Genomic DNA, 14,355 nt, shown 5'->3' on the forward strand with positions numbered 1-14,355 from the left:
AAGAATCGGATAGCGTGCATTTGCTATGATAAAGACGAAAGCCGGTTTATTCAATCAACTTCGTTTACGGTCTGATGACAGAAGGGATCGCATGCGGTGCTATCTATTCGCTATTATCCTGTTGGCTGGTGTCTTCGTGTCCTGTACTGCACCGCCAGCGCCGACGCCAACCTCGCTGCCGTCTAGTCCGACGGCGATCATTCTGGAACAAGACCTGACCGTTGCTGAGCTTGGTCTGCGGCTCCGTTTACCGGCAGGCTGGCAGAGCCGGCTAGAAGGTCAGGCGTTACGGATTGCTGCGACAACAGCAGCGCTTGATGCAACAGTTATTGATGCACCGCTGTTGCTGATCGATACCATACCGGTAGCCATATTCACCGCTCAATATGGAACCGCTCATCCAGAGACGGTATTTGAGCTGGCGAGCAGTGCTATTCAGTCGGCGGGTTATACAATCTCACCGACACAATCGGTACAGATTGGCCGTGCGCAAGGTGTGGTTGCCGATCTCAGTGGCCCGAACGGCCATGGGCGTCTCATCGTACTGGTTGATGAGACGCGGATTTTGCGCATTCTGGCTCAGGCGGCACTCACGCGCTGGATGGCCGAACAAGCGACGATTGAGCAGGTCTTGGCCTCTATTGAAATGTTGGCGCTAGCAACACCAACACCAACTCCGCTGGTTATGGCTGCGCAGCCGCAGATTGTTCGTTCAGGGCCACCCGGTTTTGTGTTACGGCTTGGTGGTCGCAGTGGTCCTCCCAACAGTCGGTTCATCGCGGCTCGTGGTCTGGCTGCGGCACCCGATGGGACCATCTACCTGGCCGAGAGTGGGCAGGGTGTTTGGGTATTTGCGCCTGATGGTACGTTACGTACTACGTTTGGCGCCGATGAGCTGCTCGATGCCTACGACGTTGCACTCGGCCCTGATGGTGATCTGTATGTGGCTGATTACGGACGAAATGCAATTGTCCGGTTTACGTCAACGGGGACGCTACTTGGGCGTTGGGGTGGTCATGGGAATGCTCCCGAACAGTTTGGTCTCTCGGCGCCGCAACGGATTGCTGTCGCTGCCGACGGCAGTGTCTATGCGCTCGATACACGTCTCGGTGACGATGGATTGGCTGTGAGCAGTATTGTACGTTTCACCGGTGAAGGACGTTTCATCGAACGAATAACGTTACCGAACGATGTGGCGCCGTCCGATCTGGTGGTTGATCCGAATGGCATGATCTATCTGGCCGAGAGCTTTGCCGGTACCATCATTAAACTTGCACCTGATGGCATTGTCCTGGCCCGGCTAGGTGATCCCGCTGATCCAACGCTCCTGGCGGGGCCGGTGATCGATCTCGATCGTGCCGGTTATCTCTACCTTGCCACGTATGCTGGTACCATCCTACGGTTATCGCCTGATGGTACGATTGTTGCTCGTGGCGGGCAACCGGCTACTGCCGGTAGCATTCCCAACCCCGGCGAGATCAGTCTGCCTAACGGTATCGTAGCTGCACCTGGAGGTGTTGTCTGGGTCAGTGACAATAGTGGTGAGTACAGTGCCATTTCGGCCTTTCGCTTGCAAACCGATGCAGCGGCGCTGGCAACGGTGGTAGCACTCGCACCGACGACTAGTCTCCCAACTGGCGAGACAACGCAGCAGTGGGCGACGACTGCTACTGCGAGTAGCTTTTACGCTCCTGATTACGATCCTGCCGGGGTTGTTGGCCCACCTGATGTTGGCGGTTGTCAGGATAGCCCGAATGCCTGGGCACCGGCCACTCCTGATAGTCGCGAGATACTCACGGTGAGCTTTGCGCAGCCGGTATTTGCCACCGGTCTGGTTATCTACCAGAATCATCAGCCCGGCTATGTGACGCTAGTCGAAGTGATTGACGAGCAGGGTACGGCTCAGACTGTTTATCGGGCTGAACCGACAGCAGCGCCAGAGTGTCCGTTTATTCAGACAATCACCTTCGACCAGACACTGACCCGTGTAACGAGCGCACGTATCACGTTGGAGCAACGTGATGGTAGTTGGAGTGAAATCGATGCGGTGGCCCTGATCGGAGTTCCGTGAAACGTTGATCACCCCTCACAATCGAGACCAATATCGAGGGCACGTACCGAATGGGTAAGCGCCCCAACTGAAATATAGTCAACACCCGTCTCGGCGATTGCCCGTACCGTTTGCAAGGTGACACCACCGCTGGCTTCAGTTTTGGCACGTCCGGCAATGGCTTGCACAGCCAGACGTAGCTGGTCGAGGGGCATATTATCGAGCAAAATCAGGTCGGCGCCGGCTTCAGCAGCCGCGATTGCCGCGTCAACACTTTCCACCTCAACCTCGATCTGTACCATTGGCCCAAGGTGCTGTCGCACCTGCTTGATCGCACTAACCAGATCAATACCCTGCGCGGCCAGGATAGCCAGATGATTATCTTTGAGCATCACGCCATCGTACAGGCCAAACCGATGGTTGTAGCCACCACCAACCCGCACTGCATATTTTTCCAGGGCGCGCAAGCCGGGTGTTGTCTTGCGCGTATCGAGAATCTTTGCCTTGGTGTTGGCTACCGCCGCTACGTATTGAGCGGTCATAGTCGCAATCCCACTCAGGCGCTGTAACAGATTGAGCGCGACCCGTTCCCCGCTAAGAATGCTGCGTGCGGAGCCGACAACAGTTGCCAGTTTGGTTCCCGCAGCGACCGTTGCACCGTCATCGACATGTAACAGTACTTTAAGCCTGGGATCGAGTTGGTGAAAGACGGCGATCACAACCGGCAAACCGGCTACCACGCCAGCTTCACGGGTGACGATATGTGCTGTACTCTGAACGGCTGCCGGAATAGCCGTTTGGGTGGTGAGGTCGCCGTGGCCAATGTCTTCGGCCAGGGCCTGGGCAACAACGGCTTCAATGATGTGAAGAGGAAGTTCCATGGGTTCATCCTTATTGCTGGTTCGTCTCAAACACCATCTATTGTATCCAAGTATGTTGATACCGTCATGCACTTATCTACCGATGATGCGAAACTGTATTATCATAGAATATATCGGCACGTAGCATTCAAGAAGCCTATGCAAAAAACTCGCGCAATGGTGCATCGCTCGCGTCGCCCAACCATCGGTGTTATCGCCGGTTGGCAATTTTACGGTACCGCCTTGACGATGAGCTACCTGAGTCCAATCTATCTCGGTATTCGTCAGGCAGCGCACGACATGGGTTGTAACTTGCTATTGGCCTGCGGAATGGGGCCATCGGCACAGATTGACGACCCACCACAACCGGCCTGGTTTGCGGTTGCTGAGGGAACGAATTTTGTTCCGGTTGGGCCATGGAATACCCATGGGTTGATTGTTATCAACCCCCTCCAACGGCCAGAACGTTCGCAGATGGTGCAGGCGATCCGTGCGGCTGGCCATCCGATCATCTTTGTCGGTTCAGGGGAAGTGGGGCCAACCATTGTTGCCGATAATACTGCCGGTATTCAACAGGCTCTGCACCATCTTATCGAGCATGGTCATCGGCAGATTGCCTTTATTGCCGGTAGCCAACACGATCTGGAAGGTGACACAGGGGATCGGCTGCGCGCTTTTCAGGATGGAATGGCCCGATTTGGTATCGAAGTTGATCCACGCCTGATCGTTTTTGGGAGTCATGTGTTCTCTGGTGGCTACAGTGCCATGAAACGGTTGCTTGCCACTCATGTGCCGTTTACGGCTGTTCTGGCGAGTAACGATGAATCGGCACTCGGTGCGATGGCCGCTCTCCGCGACCATGGAAAACGGATACCGGATGACGTTGTCATCATCGGTTTTGATGATCGACCTGAAGCCCTATTGGCCGAGCCAGCATTGACCTCAGTACAGATACCGTTGTTCAAGCTGGGCTATCAGGCGCTGGAACTTATGGTACGTCATATCCGCGACCGCGAACTTTTGCCGACATTGATACAGGTACCAACCCGGCTGATCATTCGTGAGTCGTGCGGGTGTAGTCAGAATGCAGTGTTGGCCGATACCCTGGAAATGATTACTCTCCAGGTTGATGCACTGGTGTATGCCAATGTGCAGGCGTCGGTTATTCTGTCAATGACTGAGCTGCTCGGTCAACGGTTGCATGGCTTTACTCGTGAGGAGCTTACGCATTTCTGCCAGCAATTGCTCGAATCATTCCTTGCAAGTGTTCAATCTGCCGATCCTGACCGGTTTCGCGCAACTCTTGCCCGGCTGCTGCAACAGGTGGCCTTAACCGGTGCTGATGCTCACGACTGGCAGTTAGCGATTTCGTTTCTACGCGATGTATACCCCCGTTTGCTCAATGCTTCCCTTCATGAGCGGGCACAGAAGCTGCTCGATGAAGCCCGTATCACCATAAGTTCGGCAATGCGTTTTCAACACTGGCATTACCGTTATGGCCAACAACAAATCAGCAACCGGGTTGGTCGTCTTACGGCGCGTTTACTGACTGCTCTGGCCGAGAGCGATATTTACGACATCCTGGCAAGGTATTTACCTGAATTACAGATACCATTGCTGTGGATCGGTTTTTTTGAAACAGAACGCGATGATCCAGTGGCGTGGTGTCGGTTGCGGGCGATTACAATGCCGCAACAGCCGGTCATCCGTATTCGGAGCCGTACTTTTCCCCCTGCACAATGGTTGGATAGCAGAGAGCCATTTCGTCTTACTCTGATCCCATTACCTAGGGTTGATGGTGAGGCCGGTTTTGTGGTGTTTGACTGTGCACAGCTTGATCTCTATGGCACTATTGTACAGCAGATCAGTGCTGCACTGAATGCGGCACAGCTCCATCGCACGGCTAACGAAGGACGCCGTCTGGCTGAAGAAGCGAATCGGCTCAAGAGCCGGTTTCTTTCAATGGTAAGCCATGAATTGCAAACACCGCTCAATCTCATCGTCGGGATGAGTGATTTGCTGTTACGTGAGAGTGCTGAAGGCGTTCAGCAATTGCCGACGCAGGTTCGTCATGATCTAAAGCGGATTCATGCCCATGCCCGCCATCTCAGTCGCTTGATCGGTGATGTCCTTGATCTAACCAGTAGTGATGCTGGTCAGTTACGTTTGGTTTATGAGGTTGTTGATGTCGGTGAGGTTATGCGCGCCGTAGCCGATATCGGTCGGCAAATGGCCGCCGATAAACATCTCGTCTGGCATGATGCCATTCCAGCCGCAGGGCCGTGGGTGTGGGGTGATCGCACACGCTTACATCAGATCGCGCTGAATCTGGTGGTCAATGCGATTAAATTCACGAGTCAGGGGAGTGTTAGTCTTTCGGTGACGACCGAAGCCGATGCCGTGACCATTTCGGTGCGTGACACCGGGCTTGGTCTTTCGGCAGCCGAGCAGGCTCATATTTTTGATGAGTTTCAGCGTTCAGAGCGCAGTATCGAGCGTGGCTACAGCGGTATCGGCTTGGGATTGGCAATCTGTAAACGACTGGTCGCGCTCCACGGTGGAACCATCGGTGTGCATTCGAGTGGTATCGAAGGTGAAGGATCAACGTTTTTCTTCCGTCTTCCAACAATTGCCCGACCTATCGGGAAACCACGTCGTCAACCGTCGTCTGTCTCAGTCCGACCACATGTGTTGTTGCTTTCCAAACGGAACGATGAACGTCTTCAACACTATCTGGAAAAACGTGGTTTTATTGTGCACTTCTTCTCCGTTGAAGAAAGTGCGGCCTGGTTAAGCGAACTTTCGGCACGAAATTACAGTGCCGTTGTTCTCAATGCTACTGAAGGTGATCAGGTATGGTGGCAAACGGTTCGCGTTCTCAAAGCCAATCCTGCTACACGTAATCTGCCGTTGCTATGTTATGGAATGAGCGAACACCACGGTGCAATCATCGAGTTGAATTATCTCACCAAGCCGATTGAATTGGCCGATTTAACGCGCGTGCTTGATCAGTACTGGCTCAATACCGATCCTGCGGCTACCACCTATACCGTGCTTGTGGTTGACGATGATCCTGATACGCTCGAACTCCATGCCCGCATCGTGCAGTCGCACGGTGCACTACATCGGGTATTGTGTGCGCGTTCTGGACGTGAAGCTCTGAACATCCTTCACCAACAAGCGGTTCATCTGGTGTTGCTGGATTTGATGATGCCGGAGATGGATGGCTTTACCTTGTTGCAGATGATGCGTGAACATTCACAGTTGCGCGAGATTCCGGTCATTGTCATTACCGGGCGCACCCTTACCGAGGAAGACATGGCGCGTCTCAGTCAAGGGGTTACCACCGTGCTCAGTAAAGGTATGTTCAGTGCGAGTGAAACCCTCGCCCATTTGCAGACCGCCCTCGAACGTCGACGTCGTCTGAGCGATCAGGCACAAATCCTGGTTCGGAAAGCAATGGCTTATATCCATAGCTATTATGCTCATCCGATTACTCGCCAGGATATTGCACACTATGTCGGGATGAGTGAAGACTATCTGACCCACTGTTTTCGGCAGGAGCTGGGTACAACGCCGGTAGAATATCTCAACCGGTATCGGGTTTTGCAGGCGCGTCGGCTTCTCGTTGAGAGTGACAAAAGCATTACCAACATTGCTCTGGAAGTGGGTTTTTCCAGCAGTAGCTATTTCAGTCGTGTGTTCCGCAAGGAGGTTGGGCTTTCACCCGAAGAGTATCGACGGCTGGGCGGCAATGGAACCGTGTAACGGTGATGATCGGTTTCACGCATGACGATCGTCCGAACCTGACCCTGCCGACGGTAGCGAGACGGATCAGCACGCACAGCAGTTGGGAGTCTACTGATGCAAACTGTCCATCAAAACTCTGTCAGAATCGTGTAACTTTTTGCCTTCTCATACGGTTTATATATTGAAAGCACAACCGTGTGAGGAGAGCCTATGAATCGTCGAATCCCACCGATCGCCCTGCTTACGCTGATCGTTGTCTGGCCGGTTTTGCTAGCCGCTACGACAACGCCTCCGGTACCTCTATCGCCGCCATCACCCCTCATTCTCGGCGTTGAACAGCTCTCCTCAACCGGATGGGCATTGCTGGTGCAGTGTCCTTATCCGCCGCAAGACCTGTATATCTGGACGAAAGATGGGGCTCTGCAACGGCCCCAACGGCTCACCGCGTTGGAGCATCCACGCTGGCGAGCGCAATTCGCGGGATCGTTACCCAGGATGGTAACGATTTATGGTTGTGGTCAGCAGGCTGCCCTCATGATGACGCCCCCAACCGAGCTGTCGTGGTTGGGCGAATTGTTCCTGGTTGGGCTAGTTGTGGCCGGATTACTGGGCGTGCGGCTCGTCAAACGTTGGCGGGCCAGCGCAATACCGACATCGGTATCAGCACCTGCACCAACCTGGTATGTGCATCTGTGCGATGAGCAGGGCGAACGAACGGTTGCTATCCCCAGCGGGATGTTCACCGTAGGCAGCGATCCCGCCTGCCACCTGCTTGTCTTCGGCGCAGACATCGCGCTGCGGCACGCCCACCTGATCGCCGGAGAGACGAATGTGCAGATCGTTGATCTTGCCAGTCACTCTGGCGTGTTCACCGGCCCGGTACGGAGAAGACTCCGTCCACATACTCCGACGCCTGTTGGCGAAGAAGATTTCTGGCTAGGCGCAACTGTGCGTCTACGGCTTACTCGCGAACGTACTCGCTAGTCGCTACTCGGTCATACTCTGACGGCTTGCTATCAGAAAGACCGGCGGTCGCACACGTAACATAAGGCCGAGATCAACCAGAATATGAATAAAAATAACCGTCCAAATGTCTTGGTAAAGATAGAGGCACAGACTCCAGCCCAACACCAATGCCATCTCGGCAAGTGGTCGTAGCTTGCGAATCCGCATTGAGCGCGGCGAGTCGTCGAGGTGAGGGGGGAGGTATGGCAGCCAGAATAATCCGTGAATCACACCACCGTATATCACAAATGCGGTAAAGCCAACCGCAAAGCCTAGTGGTCCTACCATGGCAGGCCAGAACAGAGCTGCCAGACCGTTGCCAATCCAGTCTCCCAGGCGATAGACAGTAGCAAATGCCAATGTTTCGATGACGCCGTTACCGATGCTGAAGATGATGGTAGGCCCCATCAAAAAGGGTCGGCCATCGTGGCGTGCGACCATCACGTATAGTACCTGACTAAAAGCGAAGCTGACCAGCAAAAACACGACAAACCAGGGATTCGCGAGGGTTAGCGGTACGTTCCAGCTCCTTAGCCAATCACCCAGGAGTGGGATGCCGATCAACAATGAGATGAGCCAGTAGAACAGAATGTACTGATCCAGGCGACTCAGAGTGCATTGTTTGGTCAGTTCAAACTCCATAATGATAGTACTCCGTTTGTTTTTGATTGCCGTGTACAAGAGTTGTTTATATGCAATATCTTAGCATGCTTTGCACAGTTTGCCTAGATCAGAAACCTGCAAATTGTTGCGTAGATGTGTGCATTTTTGCCCGCATGCTGCACAGCGTTATCGCGACGCTCGCCTGAGAGGGTGACAGAGCACGCAGTCATGTGTCCTGACCATACATCCTGTGGTAGGCGTGTGGGGCTTTTCAATGTTGGCCGTTTTTAGTCGTGTTGCTCGTGCACGTCTCTGGCACTCCCATGCCGTCTGCTGACTGGCGCCGGTTGCCCCAGATATTACCGGCTACTCGTCCACATCATGCAATGGTGTGGGGCACACGCCCGTCTTATTATTGGGCACGTCCCGTACCCGTGCGCTATGACGTGAGGGTGTGCCAACATGCTTTCGTGCCAGCTTCTCCACATTTCCCCTTCCTCGCCGCTTGTGAGAGGGGAAGGGTGCCAGGGGGAGGGGTGCCAGCCCCGTACATTCCCCCTTCCTCGTTGCTTGTGGGAGAGGAAGGGGGCTAGGGGGAAGGTGAGGGGTGCCAGGCGTGCTCCGCAGCACCGGCGCTGAACCCGGTGCTACCCGGTTCCATCGCGGCGAAGAGACGCTGACGTTGCCCGCCATTGTTCCCCGCACCATGCTGGCGATACCATGGTCGCGCCTCATCACAAACCCAGGTGTTTGATGAGGCGCTTCGTTGCTCGCCTCTTCAGTCGATGCCCCTACTGAGAGGCTGATCAAACCCACGAGTTTCTGATCACGCTCTCAGGAGGACTCTACAAGGATGGGCGTGGTATGGGGAAACCGCAGGGTAAGAATGGCGTGCTGTAGGAGTTGGCTGCGAACGTTCATCGCAACGGGAAGCTGCGTGCATCCGTATGCCCTGTGTGCTGCTTTAGAACGACCATTCTCTTTCCTATTTTCTTGCCTTCACACAGCACAATCCAGGTTATGATATAAGGCATACCGGCGTTCATTGCAATTTGATAAGAGGGGATGCCGTGCGTCTTGTCAGTTTTATTCCACCTGATGGAAGCCCTGCCCGTGCGGGCGTCCTACTCGGCGACACAATTATCGATCTGGCTGCTGCTGCTCCGTTGGTGAACGAGGATACCTCTGATGTATCCTGGGATATGCTCACTTTGCTACGCGATGATCACCCAGAGGTTAATCTGGCGACTGCCGCTGATATTGTGCAGGCTGTGGTCAATCTGATGGGTAGTGACGATACAGCCACAGCCGGCGATTTCGATTGGCACGGTGGGTTAACCATCGGTGATACGGCGTTGATTTTACCCGTTACTCAGGTGCGCATTGTGGCACCGTTACCTCAAGTTATTGCCTTGCGCGAATTTGATGCGTTCGTTGATGATCGAACCGCAGCATTACGTCAGGCGGCAGGGTATTGGGTCGGTGATCGCCATCAGCCTGCATTCCGTTTTGCCGGACATACTGCCATTTTCGGCCCCGATGAACGGATCGAATTGCCAACGATGGCGCCACTCGACTGTGGGATGGCGTTAGGGTGTGTCATTGGTCGTTTGGGCCGTGATATTGCGCCTGAAGAGGCTGATGCGTATATCGCCGGGTATCTGTTGGTGAATGCCTGGACGGTTCGTGATCCGCTGCTGAACGCACGTCGTCCGCGTGATTTTGCGACCTCGCTTGGGCCGTGGCTGGTAACTCCCGATGAACTCGAATACTACCGTGACGATGATGGCCGTTTGTTGTTGACGTTACGTCTGATGATCAATGGTCGTGAAGTTGGCTATTATCATACCGGCTTGATGCGTTTTACGTTCGCTGAACTGATAGCTTTTGCCAGCCAGGATACCTGGCTACAGCCAGGGGAAATTATCGTGAGCGGAGTGGCTGCTGGTGGGTGTCTACTCGATATTCACGGTGACAGTGGGCCATGGTTACGTCATGGTGATGAGGTGGTGCTGGTGTGCGCTGAACTGGGGCAATTGCGCTCGTCAATCGGGCAGTTGCCAGAGTAGTCTGGTAGGTTCTTGCTCATACTCTGATTGCTTAGGCAGCGGCGGGTGCTCAACCAGCTCTCTTTCGGCGCGAAGGAAGGTGTTTTAGGCAAACCAACGTGGCAGGATCGCTAACAAGCCACGAATCCGTTCCCGCAATTCATCACGTGCAACTATGAAGGCTGCGTACTGTTGTTCATAACTATCGATTACTGCTGCTGGATCGGCAATACTCCAGTGGATATGACGTACTGGTTCTGGCCACACCGGACACTCCTCGCGAGCAATGTCGCATACTGTCACAATGAGATCAGGTCGCTGATCGATAATGGCGTTGATTGATTTGGCGATCTGCTGATCAATCGCTATGCCGACCTCTTTCATCACTGCAACCGCCAGCGGATGAATCGGCTGCGGCGACGTACCGGCACTCATCGCCTGAACTTGACCTCCGCTTAGTACTCGTAACCACGCCTCGGCCATTTGCGAACGGGCACTGTTGGCCCGGCATAGAAATGCAACTTTAATCGACGGTAAACGAGGCGGTAATGTGTTTGGTAGCGCTAATTCGTACCCAATCTGCTCAAGCAAATCGGTAAACGCCAATAGATTGAGGCTATAGTAGATAATGCGCTTGTCTACATCACTGCGGTGCATATTGATAAATCCGGCCTGGCGCAAGATGTTCAGGTGGTATGAAACCAGGTTCTGTGCCAGCCCGATGCCTGCTACTAATTCATGAACCGGTCGATCACTGTCCCGCAGCATTGTGATCAGTTTCCATCGCGTCTCGTCGGCCAGGAGACGTAAGCCGGTGAGTGCTGATGGCGAAGATATTGTACCCATAGCGATTCGCTTTTATCTGCAAGGTGATCCTGCTGCCTAGCATACCAGCGCCGATAAAGTTTGACAACTCGTCTATATTGAGTGTTTACTGGGGTAGATGAAGATCTTGTACCAGCAAGCGGAACCGTGGATCAGAGAGGGGGCAGCGTTCTCTGCTTCGGTTCACCGATGCACCAGCGCAGGTACACTGACGATGGATGATCCCATCCTTACTACCGATGATTCCCGCCCCCGTGAGTACCTGGGTACGCAGGCCTCTGGGCCGACGCCCTACGGTCGATGATCGCGCCCCCCGCGAGTACCTGGGTACGCAGGCCTCTGGGCCGACGCCCTACGGTCGATGATCGCGCCCCCCGCGAGTACCTGGGTACGCGGGCCTCTGGGCCGACGCCCTACGGTTGATGATTCCCGCCCCCGCGAGTGCTAGGGTACGCGGGCCTCTGGGCCGACGCCCTACGGTCGATGATCGCGCCCCCCGCGAGTGCTAGGGTACGCGGGCCTCTGGGCCGACGCCCTACGGTCGATGATTCCCGCCCCCTGCGAGTGCTAGGGTACGCGGGCCTCTGGGCCGACGCCCTACGGTCGATGATCGCGCCCCCGCGAGTGCTAGGGTACGCGGGCCTCTGGGTCGATGCCCTACGGTCGATGATTCCCGCCCCCGTGAGTACCTGGGTACGCGGGCCTCTGGGCCGACGCCCTACGGTTGATGATTCCCGCCCCCGTGAGTACCTGGGTACGCGGGCCTCTGGGCCGACGCCCCACGGTCGATGATCGCGCCCCCCGCGAGTACCTGGGTACGCGGGCCTCTGGCCCGCTGGTGCAGTGGTCGGCTAGAACACATTAAGCCACCCCCTGCCCCCCGTAAGCGGGGGGCTTATCTTATAGGGGGCGAGTTAACTCGGGTTGTAGCCTTCCCCCTGCTTTGCAAGATGTAAGGCTTGCGGGGGGCTTACAGGAGGGGGCTTGCGAGGATCTTACAGAGGGGCTTACAAGAGGATGCTTGCGAGGGGGGAAAGGGAAAGCTAGCGGAACAGGCCATCGTTCGTTTACGCAAGGTAGATGCGGGCCAAAAGCTAATGACAAAGAGCGGTAAGCAGGCCATTTGGTAATCGTAGGGGTAAGCTACCGCCCTTACCCCGCACTGCGGTTGGTACGATTGGTACCGATAGTGATGACACAGATATTGGCGATTCCGTTACCTGCTGCAATATAGGATTGACAACATCATTCATCGAAGCAATCACAGAGTTATTCTGTCAGGCCCTACCTCGGCAGTACGAAGAGATGTTATCCGGAAAACGGTATCACATTAATAGGGGCAGGTTGGAAACCCGCCCCTACCTGCCATGTTGCCCGGAGAAGATGAAGTCGACCGAGCTAATGGACGTCGTTACATCTGATACCGCTACCGCGTGCGGAAGAGCAATATCCTATTGATAACGACGACCACTTCCACAAATCTTTTCCTTGCGCCCAATTTATCGACCGATTACGGTCGTAATAACTTCCTCCCCGCCAGTATTGCTCCGGCAGCAAGTGCACCGACGCCAAGGGCTAGTGGCCCCCAGCGACGAGTGCGCGTATCGGCCAGGACGACACGAGCCGTATTGTAGCCGCTCGCGCCGAAAACGCCACCACCCGGATGGGTACTCGCCCCGGTCAGGTACAGCCCACGGATAGGTGTGCGATAACGGGCCAGCTCTGGCAGTGGCCGGAAGAAGAACATCTGGTCAAAGCTCATCTCGACATGCATTACATTGCCGTGTAGCAAACCGATCCGGCGTTCGAGGTCGAGCGGGCTTTGGATAAAACGGTCGATAATCTTACCGCGCATATTTGGCGCATAGCGGTACAGAACTTCGAGAATGGAGTCGGCAACCGACTCACGAATGTCATCCCAGTGTCGGCCATCACTAAGCTTATACGGAAAGTATTGTGCCCAGAGGAAAACAGTGTGTTTGCCGGGTGGGGCAACATCGGGATCAATCGCCGAAAAAGTCATAGCAATGACCGCTGGCTCCCGACTCGGTTCGCCGCGTAGGTAGTCTTCGTAAGCTCGCCGTACATAATTCATGCTTGGGCTAAGCAGTTGCAGCCCGTGGTGACTTTCGTGTGGCCGACCATAGCTACGCGCCGCAATGTAATCGGGCAGTTCTTCAGCGGCACAACGCACTGTCATGCCAAAGCCATTCCCAATCCGAATGTGTTTGAGGCGACGCACTAGTTCGGGGCTGAGGTGTTCGCTGCCCACCAGTTGTAAGAACGTTGTCAGGACATGAGCATTTGAAATAACAATTGGCGCCGAGTAGCGCTGTCCGTCAGCCGTCTCAACACCCTGTACACGTCCATTCTGAACCAGAATACGGCGTACCGGTGCATTGAGCACCACTTCACCACCCATCGCCTGGAGCGAACGGGCCATCGCCTGGGTCAGCATACCCGAACCACCACGCGGGTGTTTCGCACCACTGTAATGGAGCATTGCATGCCAGCCAAAGAAATCGCCGGCGCCGATTTCATCTGGTGGTGGCCCACTTTGTGCAGCCAGCCAGGTCATAGCAGCCCGCATTGCCTCACTTTCAAACGTCTCTTCAATGAGTTGCGCATAGCTGGTAAAGAGCCGTCGCGTGACTTCAAGCACTTTTCGTTCTGCTTTGGGCAAGTAGGGGATGCTGGAAGCTACTTTGCCAAACAGCCGGGTGACCGATGGTGGATTGAGAAAAACGTCGAAAACCGCTTCGTTCAGTGGTGTCCAGAAATCAAGAAAGCGCCGATAAGCCTCGGCATCGCGCGGACTAACGGTGGCGATGCTCTGGCAGGTACGCTCTACATCGCGGTAGAAGTAGATCGCACCACTACCATCGGGAAGCGGATAGAAGGCATACGGATCCATGTCAATGTACTCGAGACCGTAACGCTCGAGTTCGAGATCACGCACAATCGGCGTCAGATGGATCATGATATGGGCTGATGAGCCAACATCAATCTTGTAACCGGGAATGACCTCTTCGGTGCAGACGGCCCCACCCACAATGGGGCGTCGTTCGAGCACCAATACACGCTTACCGGCTTTGGCCAGATACCCGGCACAGGTCAAACCATTGTGACCGCCACCAACGATAATCACATCGTAATCGCTAGTTCTGGGCATGGGCAACCTTTCTCGCAGTGTTCACAAATCTATCCATGATCA

General features: G+C 54.9%; 8 protein-coding genes. 4 read left to right on the forward strand and 4 right to left on the reverse strand.

The annotated features are described in order from the left end of the window. Positions 1-91: 91 nt before the first annotated feature. The gene (locus QTO31_RS05910) at positions 92-2,071 is read left to right on the forward strand and encodes an NHL repeat-containing protein (protein ID WP_301428421.1); all 1,980 of its coding nucleotides are present in this window, start codon (positions 92-94) and stop codon (positions 2,069-2,071) included. 8 nt (positions 2,072-2,079) lie between these two features. On the opposite strand, the gene nadC is transcribed toward QTO31_RS05910, so the two are convergent. Next, positions 2,080-2,931, reverse strand: coding sequence for a carboxylating nicotinate-nucleotide diphosphorylase (nadC, locus tag QTO31_RS05915; protein ID WP_031458082.1), 852 nt, complete (start codon positions 2,929-2,931; stop codon positions 2,080-2,082). A gap of 138 nt (positions 2,932-3,069) precedes the next feature. Here nadC and QTO31_RS05920 point away from each other — a divergent pair, with 138 nt between their 5' ends. Both QTO31_RS05920 and QTO31_RS05925 read left to right on the forward strand, forming a co-directional pair. Continuing rightward, complete coding sequence (locus QTO31_RS05920) at positions 3,070-6,678, forward strand: substrate-binding domain-containing protein (protein ID WP_301428422.1); 3,609 nt, start codon at positions 3,070-3,072, stop codon at positions 6,676-6,678. A gap of 192 nt (positions 6,679-6,870) precedes the next feature. After that, positions 6,871-7,644, forward strand: coding sequence for an FHA domain-containing protein (locus tag QTO31_RS05925; RefSeq protein WP_051871044.1), 774 nt, complete (start codon positions 6,871-6,873; stop codon positions 7,642-7,644). 3 nt (positions 7,645-7,647) lie between these two features. Here the strand turns inward: QTO31_RS05925 and QTO31_RS05930 are convergent, their stop codons facing one another. Beyond that, the gene (locus QTO31_RS05930) at positions 7,648-8,307 is read right to left on the reverse strand and encodes a hypothetical protein (protein WP_301428423.1); all 660 of its coding nucleotides are present in this window, start codon (positions 8,305-8,307) and stop codon (positions 7,648-7,650) included. 1,031 nt (positions 8,308-9,338) lie between these two features. On the opposite strand from QTO31_RS05930, the gene QTO31_RS05935 reads away from it, so the two are divergent. Continuing rightward, on the forward strand, positions 9,339-10,337 hold the full coding sequence (locus QTO31_RS05935; protein ID WP_301428424.1) for a fumarylacetoacetate hydrolase family protein: 999 nt from the start codon (positions 9,339-9,341) through the stop codon (positions 10,335-10,337). An 84-nt stretch (positions 10,338-10,421) separates the two neighbouring features. Here QTO31_RS05935 and QTO31_RS05940 read toward each other — a convergent pair whose 3' ends face one another. Both QTO31_RS05940 and QTO31_RS05945 read right to left on the reverse strand, forming a co-directional pair. Beyond that, positions 10,422-11,162 carry an ArsR family transcriptional regulator gene (locus tag QTO31_RS05940; RefSeq protein ID WP_301428425.1) on the reverse strand — a complete coding sequence of 247 codons (741 nt, stop codon included), beginning with the start codon at positions 11,160-11,162 and terminating at the stop codon, positions 10,422-10,424. A gap of 1,489 nt (positions 11,163-12,651) precedes the next feature. Beyond that, positions 12,652-14,313, reverse strand: a complete 1,662-nt coding sequence (locus QTO31_RS05945) for a phytoene desaturase family protein (RefSeq protein WP_301428426.1) — start codon at positions 14,311-14,313, stop codon at positions 12,652-12,654. Positions 14,314-14,355: the final 42 nt, after the last annotated feature.

The organism is Chloroflexus sp. MS-CIW-1, assembly GCF_030444705.1.
Classification (GTDB): Bacteria; Chloroflexota; Chloroflexia; order Chloroflexales; family Chloroflexaceae; genus Chloroflexus.

Bases quoted from the DNA above. Each gene is read 5' to 3' on its own strand.
- QTO31_RS05920 (WP_301428422.1), top strand. From the start codon at position 3,070: ATGCAAAAAACTCGCGCAATGGTGCATCGCTCGCGTCGCCCAACCATC.
- QTO31_RS05925 (WP_051871044.1), top strand. From the start codon at position 6,871: ATGAATCGTCGAATCCCACCGATCGCCCTGCTTACGCTGATCGTTGTC.
- QTO31_RS05945 (WP_301428426.1), bottom strand. From the start codon at position 14,313: ATGCCCAGAACTAGCGATTACGATGTGATTATCGTTGGTGGCGGTCAC.
- QTO31_RS05930 (WP_301428423.1), bottom strand. From the start codon at position 8,307: ATGGAGTTTGAACTGACCAAACAATGCACTCTGAGTCGCCTGGATCAG.
- QTO31_RS05940 (WP_301428425.1), bottom strand. From the start codon at position 11,162: ATGGGTACAATATCTTCGCCATCAGCACTCACCGGCTTACGTCTCCTG.
- nadC (WP_031458082.1), bottom strand. From the start codon at position 2,931: ATGGAACTTCCTCTTCACATCATTGAAGCCGTTGTTGCCCAGGCCCTG.
- QTO31_RS05910 (WP_301428421.1), top strand. From the start codon at position 92: ATGCGGTGCTATCTATTCGCTATTATCCTGTTGGCTGGTGTCTTCGTG.